Genomic DNA, 24,708 nt, shown 5'->3' with positions numbered 1-24,708 from the left:
AGTCAGCTCACCGGCGGCAGCTCGCCGGAGCCGCGGGTGATCAGCCTGGTGGGGAGTTCGATGCGCTCCGGGAGGGCGAGCGTGCCGTCGAGCTGGCGGAAAAGACGGTCGGCCGCGGTGCGGCCGAGCTGGGCGGAGTCCTGGGCGACGACGGTGACGCCGGGCTGGAGGAGATCGGCGAGTTCGATGTCGTCGAAACCGACGAGGGCGACGGGCCGGGAGCGTTCGGCGAGGACGCGTACGACGGTGACCGTCACGCGGTTGTTGCCCGTGAAGATCGCGGTGACGGGCGAGGGCCCCGACAGCATGGCCTCGGCGGCCCGGCGGACCCGCTGCGGATCGGTGACGCCCAGGGACGTCCAGGCCTCCTCGACCGGGACGCCCGCGGCCTCCATGGCGGTGCGATAGCCGCGCAGCCGCTCGGCGGCGGTGTGGATGCGGGGCATGTCGCCGATGAAGCCGATACGGCGATGCCCGTGGGCGATGAGATGGGCGACGCCGTCGCGCGCACCGCCGAAGTTGTCGGACAGGACGACGTCCGCGTCGATCTGACCGGCCGGGCGGTCCACGAAGACCGTGGCGACGCCCGCCTTTATCTCCGGTTCCAGATAGCGGTGGTCGTCACCGGCCGGGATGACGACGAGCCCGTCCACGCGGCGCGCGCACAGCGCCAGTACCAGCTCCTGCTCGCGGTCCGGGTCCTCGGCGCTGGAGCCGTTGATCAGCAGGGCGCCGTGCGCGCGGGCCACTTCCTCGACCGCGCGGCTGAGCGGGCCGTAGAAGGGGTCGGAGAGATCCTCCAGGACCAGGCCGATGCTCGCGGTGCGCCCCTTGCGCAGCACCCGCGCGCTGTCATTGCGGCGAAAGCCCAGCGCGTCGATCGCCTCCTGCACCCGGCGCTCGGTGTCCGGGGTGACCCCCGGCTCACCGTTGACTACGCGCGACACCGTCTTGAGACCGACTCCGGCACGCGCCGCGACGTCTTTCATGGTCGGACGGTTGCCGTAGCGGTTGTCGGTTCGGCGGGCGGTCTCGGCCACGATGCGTTGTCCTGTCCTGTAGTCCACGGCGACACGTCGTTCCTGCTTTGTACGTGACGTGCTCAGTACGTGCTCAATGGGGATGTGGCGTCGAGCATAGAGCCTGGACAACGTTGTCAGATGCGGGGGACACTATCCCTCGTATTCTCCGGCCTGCCCCGCTCTGGGACCAGTCGTGCTGCCTGACTTCGAGGCAAGTCGTGCTGCCTGTGCGTCCGGCCGGGGGTCCGGGGGCATCCCTGGTAAGACCTCGGGGGCCGCCCCTGGGGAAGACACCGCACCGGGAGATTCAGACACAGATGCACACCGACCTCGTGGCCGCGCTCGACATCGGCGGCACCAAGATCGCCGGGGCGCTGGTGGACGGCCATGGCCGGATCCTCCTGCGTACGCAGCGCGCGACGCCCGCGCAGGAGGACGGCGACACCATCATGCGGGCCGTCGAGGCCGTGCTCGGCGAGCTGACCGGTTCGCCGCTGTGGAGCCGCGCCACGGCCCTCGGTATCGGCAGCGCGGGCCCGGTGGATGCCTCTACGGGCACGGTGAGCCCCGTGAACATCCCGGGCTGGCGCGACTACCCGCTGGTCGAGCGGGTCCGCGCCGCCACCGAAGGGCTGCCCGTGGAGCTGATCGGCGACGGCGTGGCGATCACGGCGGCCGAGCACTGGCAGGGTGCGGCCCGCGGGCACGACAACGCGCTGTGCATGGTCGTCTCCACGGGCGTCGGCGGCGGCCTGGTCCTGGGCGGCCGACTGCATCCCGGACCCACGGGCAACGCCGGCCACATCGGTCACATCAGCGTGGACCTCGACGGCGACCTCTGCCCGTGCGGGTCTCGCGGCTGCGTCGAGCGCATCGCGAGCGGTCCGAATATCGCGCGCCGCGCCATCGAGGGCGGCTGGCAGCCCGGCCCCGACGGCGACGCTTCGGCCGCCGCGGTGGCCGCCGCCGCCCGCGCGGGCGACTCCGTCGCTCTGGCGTCCTTCGAGCGCGCCGCCCAGGCCCTGGCCGCGGGCATCGCGGCGACCGCGACCCTGGTGGAGATCGACATCGCGGTGATCGGCGGGGGAGTGGGCAAGGCCGGCGACCTCCTGTTCACGCCCCTGCGTGCCGCCCTGCGCGACTACGCGACGCTGTCGTTCGTCCAGCGCCTCACTGTGGCGCCCGCCCAGATGGGGACGGACGCGGGGCTGGTCGGCGCGGCGGCGGCAGCGCTCAGCCAGCAGCCGAGCGCGACGGCGGCGGGGGTGGGGGGCTGACCGTGACTCATGCCGGGTTTTGCAGTTGAGTCGGGCATGAAGAAGCGAAGCATGCTCGCCGTCGCGTCCCTCGCCGCCGGATTCGTGGTGGCGGCGGTCACCCCGTCCCACTCACTCGAAGGCGACGCCTTCGGCAAGCCCGACGTACAGGACACGCTCGGCACGCTGGACAAGACGGTCAGCGATGGCAAGGCGGCCGTCAATCCCGTGGTCGAGAACACGCAGCGGAAGGGCTGACCGAACTCCGGCCCCGCGGGGCTGTATCTCGACATCTCGATATACCCACGTCTCGACGTCCCGACAAGAAGCCCGGCCCGCCCACGGCCGGGCTTCCGCATGTGTCCGACTCTGTGTCCAATCTTGTGCCCGGCCCTGTGTCCGGCCGCTGTCTCCAGGGCGGCGGAAGGCGGCCTAATCAGGACCTGGTTTCCGTGGCAGGGTGGAGGGGGCAAGCCTCAGGGGGCCAACAGAAGAGGGGGAACCGTGATCGTCTGGATCAACGGTGCGTTCGGTGCGGGGAAGACCACCACCGCACGGGAACTGATCGACCTGATCCCGAACAGCACACTCTTCGACCCCGAGCTCATCGGAGCCGAGCTGACGCATCTGCTGCCGCCCAAGCACCTCGCCGAGGTCGGTGACTATCAGGACCTGCCCATCTGGCGCCGGCTCGTGGTCGACACCGCGGCCGCGCTGCTCGCCGAACTCGGCGGCGTCTTGGTGATCCCCATGACCCTGCTCCGCCAGGACTACCGCGACGAGATCTTCGGCGGGCTCGCCTCCCGAAGGATTCCGGTACGGCATGTGCTCCTCGCCCCGGCGGAAACGATCCTGCGGGAACGAATAGCCGGCCGCGAGGTGCCACCCGACCTGCCCGACGGGGAGATACGGGTGCGCCAGTGGTCGTACGACCACATCGAGCCCTACCGCGCCGCCCTCGCCGGCTGGCTCACCGCCGACGCCCACCTCGTGGACACCGGCGCGCTCACCCCGTACGAGTCCGCGGAGCGCATCGCCGACGCAGTGCGCACCGGTGCCGTCCCCGTCTGTGACATCGTGCAGACTCCGGAGCCCACCGCGGAGACCGTTGCCGCCGGGGTGCTCCTCTTCGACGAGCAGAACCGTGTACTCCTCGTCGACCCCACATACAAGGCCGGCTGGGAGTTCCCCGGCGGTGTCGTCGAACGCGGCGAGGCACCCGCGCGCGCGGGCATGCGCGAGGTCGCCGAGGAGACCGGCATCCAACTCGACGATGTACCAAGCCTGTTGGTCGTCGACTGGGAACCGCCCGCGCCCCCCGGCTACGGCGGACTGCGCCTCCTCTTCGACGGCGGACAACTCGACGGCGCCGAGGCCCGGCGGATGCTGCTGCCGGGCCCCGAACTGCGCGACTGGTGCTTCGCCAGCGAAGAGGAGGCCGCCACCCTGCTGCCACCGGTCCGCTACGAGCGGCTGCGCTGGGCACTGCGGGCGCGGGAGCGGGGAGCGGCGCTGTATCTGGAGGCCGGCGTACCCGTGGGATAGGCGCCCCGGCCTCACCCGTCCGTCGGGGGCTGCCCGAACTCGCTCAGCCCACCGCGTAGTTGCGCAGGAACAGCGCCTCGGCGACCGACAGGCGTTCCAACTCCTCAGGAGACACGCTCTCGTTCACCGCGTGGATCTGCGCCTCCGGCTCGCTCAGGCCGATCAGGAGGATCTCCGCGCTCGGGTAGAGGGACGCGAGGGTGTTGCACAGCGGGATGGAGCCACCCTGCCCGGCGTACTGCATCTCCTCCCCGTCGTACGCGACGCGCATCGCCTCGGCCATCGCGGCGTACGCCGGGCTGGAGGTGTCGGCGCGGAACGCCTGGCCCTGGCCGATCTGTTCGGTGCTCACCCGCGCGCCCCACGGCGTGTGCGCCTCGAGGTGGGCCTGGAGCAGCTTGGTCGCCTCGGCCGCGTCCACGCCCGGCGGCACGCGCAGGCTGACCAGGGCGCGGGCGCCCGCCTGTACGGACGGGGTGGCGCCGACCACCGGCGGACAGTCGATGCCGAGCACGGTCACGGCAGGACGCGCCCAGATACGGTCGGCGACCGTGCCGGAGCCGATCAGCTCCACACCGTCGAGCACCTTGGCGTCCTCGCGGAACTGGCCCTCCTCGTACTGCAGTCCGTCCCAGCGCGCTTCGCCAGTCAGCCCGTCGACCGTCGTCGAACCGTCCTCGGCGCGCAGCGAGTCCAGTACCCGGATCAACGCGGCCAGCGCGTCGGGCGCCGCACCGCCGAACTGCCCCGAGTGCAGGTTGCCGCCGAGGGTGTCGATCCGGACGCGTACGAGGGTCATGCCGCGCAGCGCCGTGGTGACCGTCGGTACACCGACCCGGAAGTTGCCGGCGTCACCGATGACGATCGTGTCGGCGGTGAGGAGCTCCGGGTGGTCCTCGGCGTACCGCTCCAGACCGCCTGTGCCCTGCTCCTCCGAACCCTCCGCGATCACCTTGACGTTGACCGGGACGCCGCCGTTCGCCTTGAGCGCGTGCAGCGCGAGGAGGTGCATGATGACGCCGCCCTTGCAGTCGGCGGCGCCCCGCCCGTACCAGCGGCCGTCGCGCTCCGTCAGCGCGAACGGCGGTGTCACCCATGCCGTTTCGTCGAGCGGCGGCTGTACGTCGTAGTGCGCATACAGCAGCACCGTCTTCGCGCCCTCGGGGCCGGGCAGGAAGCCGTACACCGACTGCGTGCCGTCCGGGGTGTCCAGCAGCGCCACGTCCTGGAAGCCCTCGGTGCGCAGCGCCTCGGCCACCCAGTTCGCGGCGCCCTCGCTCTCGCTGCGGGGGAACTGGCCGAAGTCCGCCACCGACTTGAAGGCCACCAGCTCGGTGAGCTCCGCCTTCGCCCTGGGCATCAACGAGGCGACGGTCTCGGCGACCGGGTTCGACGACATGGGCACGCTCCTCGTAGGTGCGACGTTGTACGGATGGGTACGTGTGGGATGCACGCGCGTACGGGTGCGCGGCGTGCATACGCTGCCGATACTCCCACAGTGGTCTTCGGCCAGGGGGTGATCCAAACGACACCCCCTGGGCCCACCGTAGGATGCGGGAGGCAGGAGCGGCAGGCGGCTGGATCGGAGCAGCAGACCATCGTGAGCAGCGAGAACTCTTCGGGCGACGCACAGCGGGTATGGGACGTCGTCGTGGTCGGTGCGGGGCCCGCGGGTGCCTCGGCGGCCTATGCGGCAGCGGTCGCGGGGCGTCGCGTCCTGGTGCTGGAGAAAGCGGAGCTGCCCCGCTACAAGACGTGCGGCGGCGGCATCATCGGCCCCTCGCGCGACGCTCTGCCGCCCGGCTTCGAGCTCCCGCTGCGGGACCGGGTGCACGCGGTCACGTTCTCGCTCGACGGCAGGTTCACGCGTACCCGGCGCTCCAAGCAGATGCTTTTCGGGCTCATCAACCGGCCCGAGTTCGACCAGCGGCTCGTCGAGCACGCACAGAAGGCGGGTGCCGAACTGCGCACCGGCGTCACGGTCGTGCGCGTGGAACAGCACGGCTCGGCCGTACCGGACCGGCGCACCGTGGCCGTCGTACTGCAGGACGGCGAGACCGTGTTGGCGCGGGCCGTGGTCGGCGCGGACGGCAGCGCCAGCCGGATAGGAGCGCACGTCGGGGTGAAGCTCGACCAGGTCGACCTCGGCCTGGAGGCGGAGATCCCCGTTCCGGAGACCGTCGCCGAGGACTGGAAGGGGCGCGTCCTCATCGACTGGGGCCCCATGCCCGGCAGTTACGGGTGGGTCTTCCCCAAGGGCGACACCCTCACCGTCGGTGTGATCTCGGCGCGCGGTGAAGGAGCCGCCACCAAGCGGTACTTGGAGGACTTCATCGCCCGGCTCGGGCTCGCCGGCTTCGAACCGAGCATCTCGTCGGGGCATCTGACGCGCTGCCGTGCCGACGACTCGCCGCTCTCGCGTGGGCGGGTGCTGGTGTGCGGGGACGCGGCGGGGCTGCTCGAGCCGTGGACCCGCGAGGGCATCTCGTTCGCGCTGCGGTCGGGGCGGCTCGCGGGGGAGTGGGCGGTACGGATCGCCGAGGCGCACGACGCCGTGGACACCCGGCGCCAGGCCCTGAACTACGCCTTCGCCATCAAGGCGGGCCTGGGCGTCGAGATGAGCGTGGGCAAGCGCCTGTTCCTGGTCTTCGCACGCCGGCCCGGTATGTTCCACGCGGCGCTCACCGGCTTCCGGCCCGCCTGGAAGGCGTTCACGGGGATCACCCGCGGGGCGACCTCCCTGGGCGAGATCGTCCGTACGCATCCCCTGGCCGGGCGCGCCCTGACCGCGCTCGACCGCTGACACACAGGGGGGCGTGGTTCAGCCCTTGACGGTGATCCGGAAGACGGGGTGGTTGTGCGCGGCGGCGAGCAGCTCCTCGTCGCTGGATTTGGCCGTGACGTCACCGAAGAAACGGCCGACCTCCCAGCCCCACTTCTTGAGGTAGGTGCGCAGGACGACGGGCTTCTCCTCGTCGGGCAGCTCCACCGCCGTGAACTCCTGTGTCTTACGGCCCACTTGGAGCCGCCCGCCGCCGGCCGCCCGCAGATTGCGCACCCACTCGGAGTGGCCGCGCGCCGAGACGAGGTACGGGCCGCCTTCGTAGGGGAGCGGGTTGACCGGCACGCGCCGCCACTCGCCGCTCTTGCGGCCGCGGATGGAGAGCTCGGCGTTGCCGACGAGGCTGAGGCCGCGGCGGGCGAGCCAGCCGATGAAGCGGTTCATGCCGGCCTCGAAGCCGCCGGGCTTGATGTAGCGCTGCTGTGCCATCGCGGGACCCCCACTGGTGATGTCGGTTGCGAGAGCATTGCTCTCGCTTGAGAGCAGTGTGCACGAGATCGGCGATCCAAAGCAAGAGCAGTGCTCTCGAATGTGTGCACCGCTCTCTAGTGTGAGCGTTACGATGATGCGAGAGCGTCGATCCAACTTCAGAGCACCGCTCACGTTTGTGTGCAGTGCTCCGATTTCATGGGACACTGCCTGGCATGAGTACCGCCCGAGGAGCCCGCGCCCGAGCCAGGACCGAAGTCACCGCGGCCATCAAGGACGAGGCGCGCAGACAGCTCGCGAAGGAAGGCGCCGCCAAGCTCTCGTTGCGGGCCGTGGCCCGCGAACTCGGCATGGTCTCCTCCGCGTTGTACCGCTACTTCCCCAGCCGCGACGACCTGCTGACCGCCCTCATCATCGACGCCTACGACTCGCTTGGCGAGAGTGCGGAGGCCGCGCACGAGAAGGTCGCCGACGCCGGCCCGATCCGGCGCTGGGCCGTGGTGTGCGAGGCGGTGCGCGGCTGGGCGCTCGCGCATCCGCACGAGTACGCGCTGATCTACGGTTCGCCGGTGCCTGGATACGCCGCCCCCGACTCGACCGTGCCGGCGGCGTCCCGGGTCGGGCTGCTACTCATCGGCATCGTCCGCGACGCACACCGGGGCGTGGGCGTCGCCCTGCCACGCCTGCCCGCCGAACTCAAGCCGGAGGCGTGGCGGTTGGGCCAGGACCTCGCACCCGATCTGCCGCCGGAGGTGGTGACGGCGCTTGTCGCGGCATGGGCGCAGCTGTTCGGGCTGATCGGCTTCGAGCTGTTCGGCCAGTTCAACCGCGTGGTTGAGGACCGTGAGGCGTTCTTCCGGCACGCGGCCGCCCAACTCGGCCATGGCGTGGGGCTGGTGTTCCCTCAGGACACCGGCACGGGAGGAACGGGAGACAGCGGCAGCAGGTCGGGGTCCTGACGCAGGATCCGCGTGTGCAGTGACCGCAGCGGCGGCCCCGGATCCGCGCCCATCGCCTCCGCCAGCCGCTGCCGCGCCGCTTCGTAGGCGGCCAGCGCGTCCGAGGAGCGGCCCGTCCGGTACAGGGCGAGCATCAGCAGCTCGACGAGCCGCTCCCGCAAGGGGTACGCGGCGACGAGCCGGACGAGCTCGTGGACGTACTCGAAGGACCGGCCGAGTTCGATCTCACCGGCCAGCCGCGCCTCCAGCACGGTGAGCCGTTTCTCGGCCCAGCGCAGCCGCTCCGCCGCCAAGTAGGGCGCCTGCAGGCCCTCCGCGAAGTCGCCGCGCCAGAACTCCTCGGCGCGCGTGGCCAGTTCACCCGCGCGTCGCAGGTCACCCGTGTCCCGCGCGGCGAGCGCCTCGTCGATCAACTTCCGCCGCTCGCGCAGGTCGTCGATGTCCGCGCCGGTGAGCCGGTATCCGCTGCCCGTCCACAACAGCTCCGCGGCGTCACCCAGGGCCCGGCGCAGCCCGGAGACGTACTTCTGCACGAGGTTGCGTACATGCAGAGGCGGGGTGCCGCCCCACACCGCCTCGACCAGAGCCTCGTACGAGAGGGAGCGGCCTTCCTGGAGGAGCAGTACGGCGAGTACGGCGCGCTGCTTCGGCGGGCCCAGCGGCACCTCGGCGCCGTCGCGCAACGCCCTGAGCGGACCGAGCAGTTCGAAGCGCAGACCGCCGCTGTCTGCGGCCTCGCGCGACCCGCCCGGCGTCCCCTCGCCCAAGCCCTTCCGCGTCCCCTCACCCATGCGTCGAGGGTAGCCCGACCCCCGCGTTCCAGTGGATCTTCCAGCGGACGGTCAGCGACCGGAGCGACCGTGTCGGGCACGGATCCCCGGCGAAAGGCCCACCAAGATGCTCACCCGGCTCGGCCGCCTGGCGGTGCGGCGCAGCCGCGCCGTCCTGATCGGCGTACTCCTCGCGTTTCTCGGCCTCGGCGCGTACGGCGCGGGCGCCCAGAGCGACCTGGACCTCTCGCGCTGGAGCGCGCCCGACACCGAGTCGGTGCGCGCGGGCGACGTGCTCCGTGAGGAGTTCGGCACCGGCAACCCCAACCTCGCGCTCCTCGTCACTGCACGCGACGGCGACGTGGACAGCGAACGTACGGAGAGGGCGGCCCGTGCGTTCGCCAGAGAGGTCGAGAGGCTGCCTCTGGTCACAGACGTCACGTCGTACTGGGACGCGGAGAGCCCGGCCCTGCGCAGCACCAATGGCGATCGCGCCCTCGTGCTGGCCCGCCTCGAAGCTGGCGCCACAGAGGCACGCGAGGAACTCGCCACGCTCTCCCCACAGTTGACGCGTACCACCCCCGAACTCACCGTTCAGGTGGGCGGACAGGAGGAGATCTCACGGCAGGTCGGCGAGCAGGCCCGCACGGACTTCCTCCGCGCGGAGCTCTTCGCGCTGCCCGCCGTCGTACTCCTGCTGATCCTCGTCTACCGGCGCACCACGGCCGCCCTGCTGACCGTCGGGGTCGGTCTGCTGTCCGTGCTCGGGACGCTCGCCGGGCTGCGGGCGATCGCGCAGTTCACCGAGGTGTCGACGTTCGCGGCCAACCTCGCGCTCGTCCTGGGCCTCGGACTCGGCGTCGACTACAGCCTGTTCGTGATCAGCCGCTATCGCGAGGAGCGCGCCGCCGGGCATGCCCAGCCCGACGCCGTGGTGCGGGCGACGGCGGTCGCCGGGCGCACGGTGGTCTTCAGCGCGGTGACGGTGGCGGTGTCGCTGTGCGCGTTGCTGGTGTTCCCGTTCTTCTTCCTCAGCTCGTTCGCGTACGCGGGTGTGCTGGTCGTGGTGACCGCGGTGACCGGAGCGGTGCTCTTCCTGCCGGCGGCCCTGGCCCGCTGGGGCCACCGCGTCGAACGCGACACCGCTCCCGCGTCCGGCTTCTGGCACCGCACGGCCCTCACGGCGATGCGTCGCCCTCTGATCGCAGGCGCCGGAGTCCTCACGGTCCTGCTGCTCGCCGCCTCACCCCTTCTGGGGCTGCGCTTCGGCCTGCCCGACGAGCGGACGCTCCCCGAAGGCACCTCCTCGCGCACCACGTCCGAGATCGTGCACAGGGAGTTTCCCGCCGAGCCCACGGACACCATCCAGGTCGTCCTCGCGGAAAGGGCCGACACGCGCGCGTACGCCGCCCAACTCTCCCGTATCCCGGGCGTGTTCCAGGTCGACGCACCCTCCGGTGCCTACCGTGAGGGCGAGCGGGCGGGAGCGGCGGGGCAGGACCGGCTCACGGCGCCCGACGGCCGCGTACGACTGGCTCTCGTCCCGACGCAGCAGGCGATGTACGGTGACGTACCCGCGCTGGTCGAGCGCGTCAGGGAGACTCCCGCGCCTGCCCCGGTGCTCGTCGGCGGTTACCCCGGAGAGACCACCGACTTCCGGTCCACGCTCCTCGACCGGCTCCCGCTCGCCGCCGGGATCGTGCTTGTGGCGACGTACCTGATCCTCTTCCTCATGACCGGCAGTGTGCTGCTGCCCGCCAAGGCGACCGTGCTGAACCTGCTCAGCCTCTCGGTGATGTTCGGCTGCCTCGTGTGGGTGTTCCAGGACGGGCATCTGTCCGGGCTGCTCGGGTTCACGCCGACCGGCTCGATCGAGCCGAGCATTCCGGTGCTGATGTTCTGTGTGGCGTACGGCCTGTCGATGGACTACGAGGTGTTCCTGCTGTCGCGCATCAAGGAGGAGCACGACCGGACCGGCGACACCGAGCGCGCGGTCGGCGAGGGGATTCGGCGGAGCGCGCCGCTGATCACCGCGGCGGCCGGGATCCTCGCGCTGTCCTTCCTGTCGTACGTCACGGGCGGCGTCGTCTTCCTCAAGGAGCTCGGTCTCGGCACGGCCCTGACGATCCTCGTCGACGCGACCCTGATCCGGGTGGTGCTGCTGCCCGTGACGATGCGGCTCGCGGGGCGCGCGAACTGGTGGGCGCCGAAACTCCTGCGCCGCTTCCGCATCAGGGAGGGGGAGCAGCCGCGAACAGAGGCGGTACTTCCCCGGGAGTACGTGTGATCACCACGCTCGGCGGACGCCCGGTGCGGCCGTGGCGTCTAGCGTGGTTGGCATGGAAGAGCAGCGCACACGCCTGAGCGGTGGTCCGCCCTGGGCGCGGGGCGGACCACCGTGGCGATGGCGGCACGGGCCGCCGTGGTGGAACCAGGGCGACGACGAGGCAGAGGAGAGCCGGCCGCGCCTGCCCTGGCGTTCGACGCTGCTGCTCACCGTGTTCGTGCAGGTCGGCAGTAACTTCGCCGCACAGGCCCAGGAGGGTGCCCGCGAGTCCCTGGGCCTTTTCGCCCGGGCCCTGCTGCTCGTGGGCACCCTCCTGCTTCTGTGGCGGCATCGGTATCCGGTGTTCGTGGTGTTCGGCGTCGTGGCGTCGGCGCTGGTCTACTTCGGTGCCGGATATCCGTACGGCCCGATCTTCCTGACCATCGCCCTCGCCTGCTTCAGCGCCGTCGTCGCCGGGCACAGGCGGGCGGCCTGGGCGGCGCTCGGCATGCTGTGGGTGGCCCATCTGCTGGAGGGGCACTGGCTCTACCAGTGGCTGCCGCCGAACGACGACACGGTGGGCGACTGGGGCGAGGACATCTCAGTGGCCACCTGGATGGTGGCCATCGCCGCGGTCTCCGAACTCGTCCGCGTACGCCGTGAGCAGTGGGACCGGGACCGGGCGGAGCGCCGGCAGGCGGCCCAGCGGCGGGCCGACGAGGAGCGGCTGCGGATCGCCCGCGAGCTGCACGACGTCCTGGCGCACAGCATCTCGGTCATCAACGTCCAGGCGGGCGTGGGCCTCGCGCTGCTCGACTCCGACCCGGATCAAGCACGTACCGCGCTCACCACCATCAAGGCGGCGAGCAAGGAGGCCCTCGGGGAGGTCCGCCAGGTGCTCGACACGTTGCGTACGCCTGGCGACGCGCCGCGCGCGCCAGCGCCCGGCCTCGACCGGCTGCCCGAGCTCGTCGAGCAGGCGGCGAGCGCCGGACTGACCGTCGGCGTCGAGACCCAGGGGAAGCGCAGAGCCCTGCCGCCGGGCGCCGATCTCGCCGCCTTCCGCATCGTCCAGGAGGCCCTGACCAACGTCGTACGGCACTCCGGTTCGCGGCACGCGCGCGTGCTGGTCGATTACGAGGACGACGCCCTGAAGCTCCGTATCGACGACGACGGCCCGGCGACCGGCGCGGACGCGGGCGGCAGCGGCAACGGACTGGCCGGAATGCGGGAGCGCGCTGCGGCCCTGGGTGGCACGATCGAGGCCGGGCCGCGCGAGGACGGCGGTTTCCGGGTACTGGCCGTACTGCCGCTCGAGCACAAGGCCAAGCCCGCCGAGCTCAAGGAGGACCGGTGATCCGCGTACTGCTCGCCGACGACCAGTCACTGGTCCGCGCAGGCTTCAAGGCGCTCCTCGACGCACAGAAGGACATCGAGGTGGTCGGAGAGGCCGCCGACGGCGAGGAGGCGCTGCGCAAGGTGCGCGAACTGCGCCCCGACGTCGTCCTGATGGACATCCGTATGCCCCGGCTCGACGGTCTCGAAGCGACCCGCCGCATCACGGAGGACGCCGGCCTGCAGGACGTCAAGGTGGTCATGCTCACCACCTTCGAGCTCGACGAGTACGTCTTCGAGGCCATCCGTTCCGGGGCCTCCGGCTTCCTCGTCAAGGACACCGAACCGGACGAACTGCTGCGCGCGGTCAGGGCCGTGGTCGAAGGCGACGCGCTGCTTTCGCCCGGCGTGACGCGGCGGCTGATCGCCGAGTTCGCTGCCCGGTCCAAGGAGCCGGCCGTCGCTCAGTCGCTCGTCGAGCTCACGGAGCGGGAGCGGGAGGTGATGGCCCTGGTCGGCATCGGGCTGTCCAACGACGAGATCGCCCGCCGTCTGGTCGTCAGCCCGCTCACGGCGAAGACGCATGTGAGCCGCACGATGGTGAAGCTGGGCGCGCGTGACCGGGCCCAACTGGTCGTACTGGCCTATGAGTCGGGGTTGGTACGGCCGGGCTGGCTGGGCTGAGGCCCGCGCTGGAAACGGACCAGCACACTGACGACACGTACGAAGAAGAGGATGACCGCGAGCCCGCTCCCGGCCATGAGCAGCAGGTCCTCGGCGCCGGGCGCCAGATCGAAGAGCAGCGCCGGACCGGACACGGCCCCGAACACGAGGGCGGCCAAGGCCGCCGCACTGGCCAGCGCGTAGCCGATCTCGACGGTCATCGCGTCCCGCTCGGCCTGAGTCCGCCGTCCCCCACTGTTCCCCATACGCCGAAGTCTCACAGCAGGGCGCCCGGCGGGCAAGAACAGCCCGCCGGGCGCACGTAGTTGCGTAGAGGGATCAGTCGCGGACCGGTACCCGCTCGTCCTGTACGGGCTCGGACTTGGCGACCAGGACTGTCCGCCCAGGCCCCTGCGTACGCTGCTTGCGCAGACCCGTGGCCGTGATGAGCAGCCCCGCCACCGCGATCGCCGTCACCACGATCAGCCCCGTGCGGTAGCTGTCGAGAACGGCCTGCGGAGAGGCGTCGTCGGAGGCGTTCGCGGTCACGACGGCCGTCACGACCGCCAGGAAGATCGCGCCGCCCACCTGCACCGAGGTGTTGAGCAGGCCCGAGACCATGCCCTGCTCGTGGTCGTCCACGCCGTTGGTGGCCTGGATGTTGAGCGAGGGGAAGACCAGCGCGCAGGCGGCACCGATGAACAGCATCGTCGGCAGGATCACCGCCGCGTACACGGGCTCGAGGTCGATGCGCAGGAACAGCACGTATCCGAGGGCCATCAGGGCGAAGCCGACCGGGATCAGCCGCCGGGTGCCGAACCGGTCGACGACGGCTCCCATCTTCGTGGCGGACAGCGCCACCAGCGCGCCCGCGGGCAGGAAGGCCAGCGCCGTCTCCAGGGCAGACCAGCCGAGCAGCGTCTGCAGGTAGAGGGTGGCCAGGAACTGGTAGCCGATGTACGAGCCGAAGAACGTCATCGCGCCGAGCTGGGCCCGGATCTGGTTGCCGGAGCGCAGCACCCCGAGCCGGATCAGCGGACCCGCCGAGCGCTGCTCGATCCGGACGAAGACCGTGAGCAGGACGGCGACCGCGAGGAACGAGAGCAGCGTACGGGCCGAGGCCCAGCCGACCTCCGGGGCCTGGACGACGGTGTAGACGAGCAGCAGCATCGAGGCCGTGCCGATGATGGCACCGGGGATGTCGTAGCCGTTGTGGTCCTTCTCCCGCTCGCTGCGCGGGAGCAGCTTGAGGCCGGCGATCAGGGCGATGATCGCGATGGGCGCGGGCAGCAGCATGGTCAGGCGCCAGCTTGCCTCGGTGAGCAGCCCGGACAGGACGAGGCCCATGGAGAAGCCGGTGGCGGCGCAGGTGGTGTAGATCGAGAGGGCGCGGTTGCGCAGCGGGCCCTCGGCGAAGGTCGTGGTGATGATCGACAGGCCCGCGGGCGCGGTGAAGGCCGCACTCAGGCCTTTGATGAAGCGGCTGGCGATCAGCAGCGGGCCGGAGTCGACGAGTCCGCCGAGCAGCGAGGCGAGCGCGAAGACGGCCAGGGCGACCAGGAAGACCTGGCGGCGGCCCAGCAGGTCGGCGGTCCGTCCGCCGAGGAGCAACAGGCCGCCGTAGCCCAGGATGTAGCCGCTGACGACCCATTGCAGGGCCGAGGTGGAGAGGTCGAGTTCGGATCCGATGGACGGCAGGGCGACGCCGACCATCGACACGTCCAACGCGTCCAGGAACATCGCGGCGCAGAGCACCAGGAGGGTGCCCCACAGGCGAGGTGTCCAGCGTTCCTGAGCCGCGGAGTTGGTGAGCGGAGAGGTCATGCGCCTCACAGTACATGCGCATGCATTGGATGCAAGCGCATTTAATTCGGATGCAACAAAGCCGGTTCTTTGCTACGGTGCGGCCTCATGGCGGCTGTGGAGAACGCCGAGCAGGGGCTCGTCGACCAGTGGCGCGACATCCTCGCGGTGCATGCGCGCACCGTGTCCGAGCTCGACCGCGCACTGCATCAACACGGCTTGTGCGCCAGCGATTTCGAGGTGCTCGACGTGCTGGCAGGATGCGCCGCGTCCGACGGCGCCGGTGCGTATCGCGTCCAGGAGATCGCCGATCGGGTCCATCTCAGTCAGAGCGCACTGTCCCGGCTGATCAGCCGGCTCGAGAAGGACGGCCTCGTGGAGCGCTGCATGTGCCCGCAGGACCGGCGGGGCGTACGTGTCTCCCTCACGTCGAAGGGGCGCGCGCTGCACGGCGACGTACTGCCGGTGCAGCGCGCGGTGCTGGGGCGGATGCTGGCGGACGGTTCGGCCGACTGACGGGGCTTGCCGCCTGGTCCCGCCGAGCAGTCAGGACTCAGTTTCAGGTGACCGCCGACGTCTCGCGCCACAGCGTCGCGATGGAGGAGTCTCCGGTCACCCTCGGGAACGGCCGACGGTTCCACAGCGACAGGTAGAGCTCGGTCGCCGGGCCCGTCAACTCGCAGTCGGCGTCGGCCAGTTCGCCCCGCTCGCTGACCAGCGGCTCGGCTGACAGCCGTACGGTCCACACCGCGTCGGTGTCCTCGGCCCGCACCCTCAGCACGCGCGGCACCTCCGTGCGCACCCTGCTCTTCTTGCGTGCGTGGAAGCCGAGGAGCAGCTCGTCGACGCCGTCGACCGCGAAGTCGACGGCGATCGGGCTCGGGGTTCCGCCGAGCGCGGACTCCGCATCGTACCGGTGCACCGTCGTCTCGTGCGCCTGTCTCCGTGCCCAGAAGGCGAGCGGCGAGGGTGCGGGCAGGAAGCTCCAACAGTCCACGTCGGCAGGGGCACCCGCGAGCGTGTCGACCAGCCGGCGGTGGCCCTCGCGGAACCAGGCCAGCAATTCCGTACCGTCCAGATCCGGCAGGCCCTCATCGGGGTGGTACGAGGTGTGTCTCTCGGCGACGAACGCCGTGGCCCAGCGGTGCACCATGCCCGTGTGCCGCACCAGGTCCCGCACCTGCCAGCCGGGGCAGGTGGGCACCTTGGCGTCGGTCCCGGCCTCTTCGGCGGCCGTCGCCAGCAACTGGCCCTCGGTATCCAGGGTTTCGATGAACTGCGCAGTCTCCATGCGGTGAGTCTGCCGGATGGAGTGCGGTCGAGGGGAAGGAATGTTCCCTGGTCGAGGCGGTGTCCGGACTGCCGCTGGCTATTGAAAACGATTGTCGATACGAGTACTGTCGTATACCGCGTATACCTCGGGTCGTCCTGGTCCGGGGAACTCTGGCGTGACCACAGGAAGATGAGGGCCACGGAGTGATAACTCGGCGTGCCGTGCTGCGCGGTGTTTCGGGAGGGGCGGCGACAGTTGTCGTCGGCGGGGCGCTCGCGGCCTGCGGGGACGGGAGCGAGGAGCCCGCCGGTGCGGAGGCGTCCGTCGCGCCGCGCAAGGGCGGGAAGCTGCGGGCGGCGTTCATCGGCGCGAGTGCGGAGTCCACCGACCCCACACTCGCCGCGGGCGTCGGCATCGATTACGTACGGGCCCGGGTCGTCTGGGACACCCTCGGTGAACTGGACGGCGGCAAGCCCGTGTGGCGGCTCGCGGAAACCGTCGAACCCAACGCCGACGCGACGCAGTGGACCGTACGCGTCAGGAAGGGCGTCACCTTCAGCGACGGGCGTCAACTCACCGCGGACGACGTGCTGTTCAGCCTGCGCACGCTGGTGGAGAAGCGGAGCCCGCAGGGCGGGTTCGTCGCCCACCTCGACCTCAAGAAGGCCCGCGCTCGCGATGCGCGGACCGTCGAGTTGCCGCTGACCATGGCCGACGGATTCTTCGATCTGGCCCTCGCGCACTCCATGTTCGTCTTTCCCGACGGCACCAAGAACCTCGCCAAGGCCCTGGGCAGCGGCCCGTATGTGCTGAAGAAGTGGCAGGCGGGGCGCAGCAGTGTGCTCGCACCGCGCGAGGACTACTGGGACGCCGACAACGGCGGCCCCTACCTCGACGAGCTGGAGCTGCTCTCCGTCACCGACGCGGCGGCCCGGCTCAGCGGGCTCAAGTCCGGCCAGTTCGACTACGCCGGCGGCCTCTCCCTCACCGCCGTGCGCACCGAACGCGGCAACAGCGCGCTGCGCATCGAGACACCGCCCAAGGACCTGTGGGTCGACCTCAACCTCCCCATGAACCTCGGCCTGAAGCCGTTCACGGACGCCCGCGTGATCCGCGCCGTGAAGCTCGCGCTCGACCGCGAGTCCCTGGTACGCACCGTGACCCTCGGCCAGGGCGAGACCGGCAACGACCTCGTGGGTGCGCACCAGCCGTACTACGACACCGGCATCGCACAGACCGAGCACGACCCCGAGCAGGCCCGCAAGCTCCTCAAGGAGGCCGGGCAGGAGGGGCTCGCGGTGCGGATCCGCACCTCCGACTACGACTACGGCACCGAGGAGAGTGCCACCGCGATGGTGCCGATGCTCGCGAAGGCCGGGATCAGGGCGAGCCTCGACAAGGTCCCCGCCGCGGACTACTACAGCGACTTCAAGACGATCCTCAGTACGCCGCTCCAGACCGCCGCCTACCACCCCAATCCGCTGCCTCTGATGATCCGGACGTACTACGGTTCGACGGCGTCCTTTCCGCTCACCGGAACCAAGGGCGCGGCCGAGCTCGATCCGCTGATCGCCGCCATGAACCGCGCCACGCGGGAGGAGCAACGCCGCTCGCGCGTGGCGGACGTACAGCGGCATCTGCACGAGCACGGCGGTGACGCGTTGTTCGCACGGGTGCCCACGGTGGCCGGGGCGGCGGCGAAGGCGCACGGAGTCAAGTCGCTCGGCTACGCCGACTATCCGAGTCTGCGGGACGCGTTCGTCGCATGAGGCGCCTGAGGTCGTCGCGGTCGCGGCTCTCGCGCTGGTGGCCGGCACGGGTGGCGGGGGCTGTGCTCGTGCTCCTGGCCGTGTCGGTGCTCGTGTTCGCCGCCACCGAGGCTGCCCCCGGCGACGCGGCCACGGCCCGGCTGGGCCCGCAGGCGTCGGCCGGTGCCGTTGACGCCCTGCGCGCGGAGCTGGGCCTGGACCGGCCCGCGCCGGTGCGTTACCTCGACTGGCTGGGGCACGTCGTGCGCGGTGACTTCGGCGCCAGTTACGCCAATGGGCGGCCGGTGGCCGAGCTGGTCGCCGACCGGTTCGGCAACTCCCTCGTGCTGGGGCTCGCCGCGACGGCCGTGCTGGTGCCGCTCGCCATCGGTCTCGGCCTGTGGGCGGGGCTGCGGGCCGGGCGGCGCGGCGACCGGATCGTCTCCGGTGGGGCGCTGGGGCTGGCCGCGGTCCCGGAGTTCGTCACCGGCGCTGTGCTGATGGCGGTATTCGCGGCCGGACTCGGCTGGCTGCCGGCGGTGTCGCTGCTCGGGGCCGGGCAGAGCCCGCTCGACGAGCCGGCCGTTCTCGTCCTGCCGGTGCTCACCCTGGTCTCGGTGTGTCTGGCGCAGAACCTGCGGCTGGTACGCACCGGGGTCGCCGAGGCCGCCCGGTCACCGGCGGTGGAGGCCGCGCGGCTGAACGGGGTGCCCGAGCGCCGGGTCGCCCTGCGATACGTCCTGCCCGCCGGGGTCGGCCCCGCCATTCCGATGTTCGCCCGGTCCATCACCTACCTGCTGGGCGGGGCACTGGTCGCGGAATCCCTGTTCGGCTACCCCGGGCTCGCCGCGCTCTTGGTGGACGCCACGGCCGCCCGGGACGCCCCGGTGGTGCAGGCGGTGGCGCTGCTCGGCGCGGCCGTCGCGGTGGCCGCGAACCTCGCCGCCGACCTGGCCGTACCGCTCCTCGAACCCGTGCAGAGGCACCAGCGATGACCGTCACTCCCGTACGTCTGCCGTCCGGCACCGCCGCCCCGGACGCCGGACGCCCCGCGGCCAACCCGGCCTGGCGACGGTGGCGCGGGCGCGTCGCCCTCGCCGTGTTGCTGCTGGTAGGTGCGGTCGCGCTGCTCGGGCCGCTGTTCGCGCCGCACGCCGTGACGGAGCCCGTGGACATCCCGTACGCGCCGGGCAGCGGCCAAGCCCCGCTGGGGACCGACCGGTTGGGCTCCGACGTACTCAGCCGGGTGCTGTCCGGCGGCCGTTCGCTGCTGCTGACCGGGCTCGCGGTCACGGCCGCGGTCTGCGTCCTGGGCGCGGTGGCGGGCATGGTCGCCGCCTACCGCAAGGGGTGGACCGACACGCTGGTCCTCCGCCTCGCCGACGTCTTGCTGGGGCTGCCCGCCTTCCTGCTGCTGAGCGTGGTGGTCGTGGCCACCGGGCGCGGCACGGCGGGCGTCGCGCTCGCGGCGGGGCTCGTACTTCTGCCCGAGAGCATCCGCGTGGTCAGGGCGGCGACGCTGCGCATCCTCGCCCAGGACTATGTGGAGGTCGCCGTCGCGCGGGGAGAGCGCACGGCGAGCGTGCTGGGGCGCGAGGTGCTGCCCAATCTCGCGCCGGTGCTGGCCGCCGACGCGGGGGTCCGGTTCCTCGGTGCGGTCACTGTCGTCGCCACCGCCGCCTTCCTCGGATACGGCGCCCAACCCCCCACCGCCGACTGGGGGTTGATGGTCCTGGAGAACCGCGACGGTCTGACCTTGCAACCGCTCGCTGTTCTTGCTCCGGCGGCTCTGCTGCTCGTACTCCTGCTCTCTACGAACCTGTTGCTCGACGTGGCCTTTCCTGGCTCTGATGCAAGGGCCGTCGGCCGTCGGCGCAATCCTGCGAAGAGCGTCGATGTGTCGGCGGGGACGCCCGGTGCTCTGCTTTCCGTGCGTGGGCTGAGCGTCGAGACCGACGACGGGCATGCGGTGCTGGAGGGCGTGGACCTCGACCTCGCTCCCGGTGAACTCCTCGCCGTGGTGGGAGAGTCGGGGAGCGGCAAGACCACCCTCGTGCTCGCAGGCCTGGGATATGTGGCGCCGGGGCTGCGGCATGCGGGCGGCGAGGTGCGGCTCGACGGTCACAGTCCGCTGGGGCTGGACGAGCGGCGGCTGAGGCGGCTGCGCGCGTCCGTGTGCGGATACGTCGCCCAGGATCCGCGTACCGCGCTGGCGTCACATCTTCGCGTCGGCGCCCAGATCTCCGAAGTACTGCGGGCACGGCAGACACCGAAGGACGAGTGGCCGGAGCGGATCGAGCGGGCGCTGCTGCTCGCGGGACTGGATCGGCCGGACGAGGTCGTGGACCGTCGGCCGCACCAGTTGTCGGGCGGGCAGCGTCAGCGGGTCGCGCTGGCGGTCGCCCTGTCCGCCGAACCGCGGCTGCTGGTTCTGGACGAGCCGACCAGCGCGCTCGACACCGTCACCGCCGCCGCCTTCCTCGCCGATCTGACCCGGCTGCGGCGTGAGACGGGCACGGCCGTCCTGCTCGTCTCGCACGACCTCGCCTCGGTCGCCTCCGTAGCTGACCGGGTGGCGGTCATGGACGCCGGGCGCATCGTCGAACAAGGGCCTGCCGAAGCCGTGTTGACCGAGCCGGCCAGTGTGCGGGGTCGGGCGCTGGTGGCTGCCGCCCGGCCCGCGGCCCTCGCGGCAGCGGACTCGGTGCAAGGGGCAGGCCCAGGGGCGCTGCTCCGCGCGTCGGACATCTCCCTCGTACGCGGAGTACGGGGAGTACACGGGCAACCGGTACTTGACGGGGTGTCCCTGGATCTCGAACCCGGCGACTGCCTGTCCGTCGTCGGCCCCTCGGGCAGCGGCAAGACGACCCTACTGCGCTGCCTCGCAGGTCTGGACACTCCGACGAGCGGCGAGATCCGCCTGCACGGGGCGGAACTGGCCCCCGCAGTGCGCGACCGCGACCCCCGGCAGCTCCGCAGGATGCAGCTCGTACCCCAGGATCCCTACGCGTCGCTCAACCCGCGGCACACGGTGGCCGCGATCGTCGGCCGTCCGCTCACGTTCCGGCAGGACATCCCGGCGGGACGTCAACCGGCCGAGGTGGAGCGGCTGTTGGCGCACGTCGGCCTGGACCCGGGGCTCGCCGAACGGCACCCGGGCGCGCTGTCGGGCGGCCAGCGGCAGCGAGTCGCGCTGGCGCGTGCGCTGGCCGCGGGCCCCGAGGTCCTGCTCTGCGACGAGGTGACCAGCGCGCTGGATCCGTCGGTGGCGGCCTCAGTCACCGATCTGATCGCCCGCCTGCGGGCGGAGTTGGGGCTCGCCGTCGTCATGGTCACCCACGATCTGTCGGTCGCCGCTCGTCTCGGCGGCCGGGTGGCGGTGCTCCACGACGGCCGGATCCGTGAGGCGGGCCCGGCGTCCCGGGTGCTGACCCGGCCCGAACACGACGTGACACGCGCCTTGGTGGCGGCCATGCCCCGCCCGGCGCGGGCCCATGGAGAGGACGTGACACGGTGACTTTAGGGTGGCGGTATGCCGAGCACGACGACCGACAGCAACGCGGGACGGCCCGGACCTGGGAAGCGGCGCACCCCGCTGAGCAAGGCGGCCGTCGTGGCCATCGGGCGGCGGGTGGCCCGCGAAGAGGGGCTGCCCGCGGTCACACTGCGCCGCGTGGCGGCCGAACTCGGCGTGACGGCCATGGCGTTGTACCGGCACGTGGGCGACAAACGCGAACTGCTGGTCGCGATGCTGGACGACGTGGCCGAGCAACTGGTGCTCCCGGACGGCGGCGGTTCGCCCTCGCGCCGCCTGGTCCTCGCTTTCAAGGCACTGCACGACCATCTGACGGCCGAGCCGTGGGTGGCCGAAGTACTCAAGGCCGGCGAGCTGTTCGGCCCGCGCGCCTCGCGGTTCGTCGAGCATGTGCTCACCCTGCTGGAGGAGGCCGGGCTCAGCGACGAGCAGGCGACCGACGCCTACTGGGCGCTGTGGTGGTACACCTTCGGGCACCTGTCGTATCTGCCCGCGCTGCGGCCCGAGGGCCGCCCCGCCCGTCATGAGCTGATGTCCCGGGTCCGGATGGACGAGCTTCCCCGGCTGGCCCGCATGGTGGCTCGGCCACCGCGCGCGGACGCTGAGGGGGACGCGTTCGGCCACGGCCTCGAGGCCCTCCTGCGGGGCCTTCTGACGGACTGACCCCGAGACCGGCTCAGGGGCGGAGTCTTCCGGATCGCACGCGGCACGTAGCTGTCGTCCGACCATGCGTATACGTTGTATACCCACTACCCACCAGTGCCAACTCCCAGATGTGCAAGGGGTTTTGCTCATGACCCAGGATGTAGGCCAAGAGCGGCAGGACGAGTCCGGTCCGGAGCCGGCGCCCGGCAACGGCTGGCTGCTCGCCACGACGTCACTGGCCGCCGTGCTGATGACACTCGACATCACCGTCGTCAATGTCGCCCTGCCCGAACTAGCCGCGGATCTCGACGCCGGACTGACCGGACTCCAGTGGGTGGTGAACGCCTACACCCTGGTCTTCGCCGCGCTCCTGCTGCCCGCCGGTTCGCTGTCCGACCGCATAGGCCGCCGCACCATGTTCCTCACCGGCGTCGCCGTCTTCACCGCCGCGTCGGCGGGCTGCGGCGCCGCACCCGGCGTCGGCACGCTGATCGCCTGCCGCGCCTTGCAGGGCCTCGGCGGCGCCATGGTGATGTCCACGGCCCTGGCCCTGATCGCCGGGGCCTACGAGGGCCGGCGCCGCCAGTCGGCCATCGGGATGTTCTCGGCCGCGGGCGGCGCCGCGGCGGCCCTCGGTCCCCTGGTCGGCGGCGCGGTCGTGGAAGGCCTCGACTGGCGCTGGATCTTCTACATCAACCTGCCCGTCGGCGCGCTGATCCTGATCGGCACCGCGCTGCGCGTGCCTCGGGACTCTGCGAGCGAACTGCCGCGTCCCGAGGGCCGGTTCGACTTCGCCGGGCTGCTGCTCGCCGCCGGGGCGCTGCTCGGCCTCAACTACGGCCTGGTGACCGGGCCGGAGGACGGCTGGACGTCGGCGTCCGCCCTGGTGCCGCTCGTCGGTGGGGTCGTGCTCGTCGCCGGGTTCGTGGCGTGGGAGACGCGGCGCAGGGACGCGGCGATGTTCGACGTACGGCTGTTGCGGGTGCCGTCGTTCAGCGGTGCGATCGTGCTCAGCTTCGTCTGCCGGGTCGTCAGTTTCGGCATACTGCCGTATCTGATCCTGTGGTTGTCGGGAATGCTCGGCTACAGCCCACTCGGCACGGGGCTGCGGCTGCTGGCGATGACGGCCTTCATCATGCTGGTCGCGCCGTTCAGCGGGCTGCTGCTCAAGGTGCTGCCGACGCGCGGTGTCATGGCGCTCGGCACCGCGGTCATCGCGGTGGGACTGCTCACCATGGTGCGGGTCGGCCCCGACGACTCCTGGCTGGTGATGCTGCCAGGCCTGGTACTCCTCGGCATCGGCGGGGCGATCGCCTTCCCGCCCCTGATGGGCATCGCTGTCGGGGTCGTGCCTCCTGAGCGGGCCGGGATGGCGTCCGGGATGACCAACACCTTCTTCCCGCTCGGTACGGCGGCCGGAGTCGCCGCCTTCGGCGCGGTGTTCAGCACCCGGATCGACAGCGACCTGGACGACGCACGGCTCGCCGCGCTCCAGGTTCCCGAGGGGATGCGGCAGCAGGTGCGGGACGCCGTCGCCGCCGGGCAGTTCGGCCAGCTCGAACGCGCCCTGCCCGCCGCCGCACGCGAACCGGTCATGGACGCCGCCCGTTCCGCGCTCACCGGCGGCCTCGCGACGATCTGCGCGGCGGCGGCCGTCGCCAGCCTGCTCGCCGCCCTCGCCTCGTGGACGCTCATACGTGACAGGGACCAGCTGACCGCGAAGGAGCCGGCCGATGTCCCTGCCTGACACCACCCACGATGTCTACGGCACGCACGACGTCTATGGTGCCGCCGCCGAGTTCTACGACCTCTTCGCCGGACCCGCCTGGGCACGGCTCGGCCCGCTCCTGCGCCGCGCCCTCGCCGGCGTCGACCCGGCCGACGGACCGCTGCTCGACCTCGGCGCCGGTACGGGCCTGTCCAGCGAGGCCGCGGCAGTGGCCGTACCCGGCGCGCAGGTACTGGCGGTGGAGCCGTCCGCCGGGATGCGTATCGCACTGGCCACCCGGCTCGCCTGCCGTCCAGGACTCGCCGAACACGTCACGGTCATCGCGGGCACCCTGGCTGACGTACCACTCCCGCCACGCCTGTGCGCGGCCGTCGCACTCGGAGTCGTCGGCCACCTCGAACCCGGCGAACGCGCCGCGCTCTGGCGGCTGTTGAGCGAGCGGCTGGCACCCGGCGCCCCCGCCGTCGTCGACGTCCTCGACCGCACCGCGCCCCCGACCCGGGCCCCGCTGCGGCTGTCGACCCGTCGCGTCGGCGCCCTGGACGCCGACTCGTGGAGCGAGGGCGCCGACGACGGCTGGACCCTCACCTACCGCGTACGCGACGGCGAGACGGTCGTACGGGAACACACCGTGCCGCTGCCCTGGTCCGGCATCGGCATCGAGGTCCTTGCCGAGGAGGCGGGGGCGGCGGGTTTCGTCTGCACGCCGCTCGCCCCCGACATCGCCGTATTCCGTCCCACCCGAGAGGAACACTCTTGACTTCTCCCCCCGTCGAAGCAGGGGGTTTCGACCCTCGCGGGTCGAAATTTCTGCTTCTCAGACAGCAGCTGCCCCGAACGAACGGCAAGGGACGTTGGTACGCCCAGCAGTCTTACGCCAGCTCCACA

Annotated in this window: 22 protein-coding genes; 15 read left to right on the top strand and 7 right to left on the bottom strand. The window is 71.5% G+C overall.

The annotated features are described in order from the left end of the window. Positions 1-2 precede the first annotated feature (2 nt). Positions 3-1,067, bottom strand: a complete 1,065-nt coding sequence (locus ACYVO6_RS19535) for a LacI family DNA-binding transcriptional regulator (RefSeq protein WP_461062704.1) — start codon at positions 1,065-1,067, stop codon at positions 3-5. Positions 1,068-1,339: 272 nt separating this feature from the next. On the opposite strand from ACYVO6_RS19535, the gene ACYVO6_RS19530 reads away from it, so the two are divergent. The 3 genes from ACYVO6_RS19530 to ACYVO6_RS19520 all read left to right on the top strand — a co-directional run bounded on the left by ACYVO6_RS19530 (position 1,340) and on the right by ACYVO6_RS19520 (position 3,823). Continuing rightward, complete coding sequence (locus ACYVO6_RS19530; RefSeq protein WP_461062702.1) at positions 1,340-2,299, top strand: ROK family protein; 960 nt, start codon at positions 1,340-1,342, stop codon at positions 2,297-2,299. 36 nt (positions 2,300-2,335) lie between these two features. Next, on the top strand, positions 2,336-2,536 hold the full coding sequence (locus tag ACYVO6_RS19525; RefSeq protein ID WP_461062700.1) for a hypothetical protein: 201 nt from the start codon (positions 2,336-2,338) through the stop codon (positions 2,534-2,536). A 246-nt stretch (positions 2,537-2,782) separates the two neighbouring features. Continuing rightward, a complete protein-coding gene (locus tag ACYVO6_RS19520; RefSeq protein WP_461062698.1) occupies positions 2,783-3,823 on the top strand; it encodes an NUDIX hydrolase in 1,041 nt (346 codons plus the stop codon). 43 nt (positions 3,824-3,866) lie between these two features. On the opposite strand, the gene ACYVO6_RS19515 is transcribed toward ACYVO6_RS19520, so the two are convergent. Continuing rightward, the gene (locus ACYVO6_RS19515) at positions 3,867-5,222 is read right to left on the bottom strand and encodes a M20/M25/M40 family metallo-hydrolase (RefSeq protein ID WP_461062696.1); all 1,356 of its coding nucleotides are present in this window, start codon (positions 5,220-5,222) and stop codon (positions 3,867-3,869) included. 201 nt (positions 5,223-5,423) lie between these two features. On the opposite strand from ACYVO6_RS19515, the gene ACYVO6_RS19510 reads away from it, so the two are divergent. Beyond that, positions 5,424-6,626, top strand: coding sequence for a geranylgeranyl reductase family protein (locus ACYVO6_RS19510; RefSeq protein ID WP_461062694.1), 1,203 nt, complete (start codon positions 5,424-5,426; stop codon positions 6,624-6,626). Positions 6,627-6,644: 18 nt separating this feature from the next. Here the strand turns inward: ACYVO6_RS19510 and ACYVO6_RS19505 are convergent, their stop codons facing one another. Continuing rightward, a complete protein-coding gene (locus ACYVO6_RS19505; RefSeq protein ID WP_461062692.1) occupies positions 6,645-7,094 on the bottom strand; it encodes a nitroreductase family deazaflavin-dependent oxidoreductase in 450 nt (149 codons plus the stop codon). A 215-nt stretch (positions 7,095-7,309) separates the two neighbouring features. On the opposite strand from ACYVO6_RS19505, the gene ACYVO6_RS19500 reads away from it, so the two are divergent. Further along, positions 7,310-8,053, top strand: coding sequence for a TetR/AcrR family transcriptional regulator (locus ACYVO6_RS19500; protein WP_461062690.1), 744 nt, complete (start codon positions 7,310-7,312; stop codon positions 8,051-8,053). Here ACYVO6_RS19500 and ACYVO6_RS19495 read toward each other — a convergent pair. Further along, positions 7,999-8,844 carry an AfsR/SARP family transcriptional regulator gene (locus ACYVO6_RS19495; RefSeq protein WP_461062688.1) on the bottom strand — a complete coding sequence of 282 codons (846 nt, stop codon included), beginning with the start codon at positions 8,842-8,844 and terminating at the stop codon, positions 7,999-8,001. The genes ACYVO6_RS19500 and ACYVO6_RS19495 overlap by 55 nt on opposite strands. 106 nt (positions 8,845-8,950) lie before the next feature. Between ACYVO6_RS19495 and ACYVO6_RS19490 the strand changes: the two genes are divergently transcribed. Genes ACYVO6_RS19490 through ACYVO6_RS19480 form a run of 3 tightly spaced genes read left to right on the top strand, consistent with a single transcriptional unit; the run spans position 8,951 to position 13,108 of the window. Beyond that, complete coding sequence (locus ACYVO6_RS19490; RefSeq protein WP_461062686.1) at positions 8,951-11,110, top strand: MMPL family transporter; 2,160 nt, start codon at positions 8,951-8,953, stop codon at positions 11,108-11,110. 52 nt (positions 11,111-11,162) lie between these two features. Continuing rightward, positions 11,163-12,446: a sensor histidine kinase gene (locus ACYVO6_RS19485; RefSeq protein ID WP_461062684.1), complete on the top strand. Its 1,284-nt coding sequence runs from the start codon at positions 11,163-11,165 to the stop codon at positions 12,444-12,446. Beyond that, positions 12,443-13,108, top strand: coding sequence for a response regulator transcription factor (locus tag ACYVO6_RS19480; protein ID WP_461062682.1), 666 nt, complete (start codon positions 12,443-12,445; stop codon positions 13,106-13,108). The genes ACYVO6_RS19485 and ACYVO6_RS19480 overlap by 4 nt, the downstream gene beginning before the upstream one ends. Here the strand turns inward: ACYVO6_RS19480 and ACYVO6_RS19475 are convergent. Together ACYVO6_RS19475 and ACYVO6_RS19470 are read right to left on the bottom strand one after the other, a co-directional pair. Continuing rightward, positions 13,069-13,353: a DUF6332 family protein gene (locus ACYVO6_RS19475; protein WP_461062680.1), complete on the bottom strand. Its 285-nt coding sequence runs from the start codon at positions 13,351-13,353 to the stop codon at positions 13,069-13,071. The genes ACYVO6_RS19480 and ACYVO6_RS19475 overlap by 40 nt on opposite strands. A gap of 73 nt (positions 13,354-13,426) precedes the next feature. Further along, the gene (locus ACYVO6_RS19470; protein ID WP_461062678.1) at positions 13,427-14,911 is read right to left on the bottom strand and encodes an MFS transporter; all 1,485 of its coding nucleotides are present in this window, start codon (positions 14,909-14,911) and stop codon (positions 13,427-13,429) included. An 87-nt stretch (positions 14,912-14,998) separates the two neighbouring features. On the opposite strand from ACYVO6_RS19470, the gene ACYVO6_RS19465 reads away from it, so the two are divergent. Continuing rightward, positions 14,999-15,406: a MarR family winged helix-turn-helix transcriptional regulator gene (locus ACYVO6_RS19465; protein ID WP_461062676.1), complete on the top strand. Its 408-nt coding sequence runs from the start codon at positions 14,999-15,001 to the stop codon at positions 15,404-15,406. Positions 15,407-15,449: 43 nt separating this feature from the next. On the opposite strand, the gene ACYVO6_RS19460 is transcribed toward ACYVO6_RS19465, so the two are convergent. After that, positions 15,450-16,181 (bottom strand): maleylpyruvate isomerase family mycothiol-dependent enzyme, encoded by a 732-nt coding sequence (locus ACYVO6_RS19460; protein ID WP_461062674.1) that lies wholly within the window; start codon positions 16,179-16,181, stop codon positions 15,450-15,452. 185 nt (positions 16,182-16,366) lie between these two features. Here ACYVO6_RS19460 and ACYVO6_RS19455 point away from each other — a divergent pair, with 185 nt between their 5' ends. From ACYVO6_RS19455 to ACYVO6_RS19430, 6 genes are all read left to right on the top strand, one after another. Then, positions 16,367-17,932, top strand: coding sequence for an ABC transporter substrate-binding protein (locus ACYVO6_RS19455; protein WP_461062672.1), 1,566 nt, complete (start codon positions 16,367-16,369; stop codon positions 17,930-17,932). Next, complete coding sequence (locus ACYVO6_RS19450) at positions 17,929-18,906, top strand: ABC transporter permease (RefSeq protein ID WP_461062670.1); 978 nt, start codon at positions 17,929-17,931, stop codon at positions 18,904-18,906. The genes ACYVO6_RS19455 and ACYVO6_RS19450 overlap by 4 nt, the downstream gene beginning before the upstream one ends. Then, positions 18,903-21,428, top strand: a complete 2,526-nt coding sequence (locus tag ACYVO6_RS19445; protein WP_461062668.1) for an ABC transporter ATP-binding protein/permease — start codon at positions 18,903-18,905, stop codon at positions 21,426-21,428. Before ACYVO6_RS19450 ends, ACYVO6_RS19445 begins: the two co-directional genes overlap by 4 nt. Positions 21,429-21,443: 15 nt before the next feature. After that, positions 21,444-22,109: a TetR/AcrR family transcriptional regulator gene (locus tag ACYVO6_RS19440; RefSeq protein ID WP_461062665.1), complete on the top strand. Its 666-nt coding sequence runs from the start codon at positions 21,444-21,446 to the stop codon at positions 22,107-22,109. A 130-nt stretch (positions 22,110-22,239) separates the two neighbouring features. Next, positions 22,240-23,838 carry an MFS transporter gene (locus tag ACYVO6_RS19435; protein ID WP_461062663.1) on the top strand — a complete coding sequence of 533 codons (1,599 nt, stop codon included), beginning with the start codon at positions 22,240-22,242 and terminating at the stop codon, positions 23,836-23,838. After that, complete coding sequence (locus ACYVO6_RS19430) at positions 23,825-24,580, top strand: class I SAM-dependent methyltransferase (RefSeq protein ID WP_461062661.1); 756 nt, start codon at positions 23,825-23,827, stop codon at positions 24,578-24,580. The genes ACYVO6_RS19435 and ACYVO6_RS19430 overlap by 14 nt, the downstream gene beginning before the upstream one ends. Positions 24,581-24,708: the final 128 nt, after the last annotated feature.

It is taken from the genome of Streptomyces pseudoechinosporeus (genome assembly GCF_054783935.1).
The sequence above is the reverse complement of the archived record's forward strand: the minus strand, read 5'-3'. Positions and strand labels throughout refer to the sequence as shown.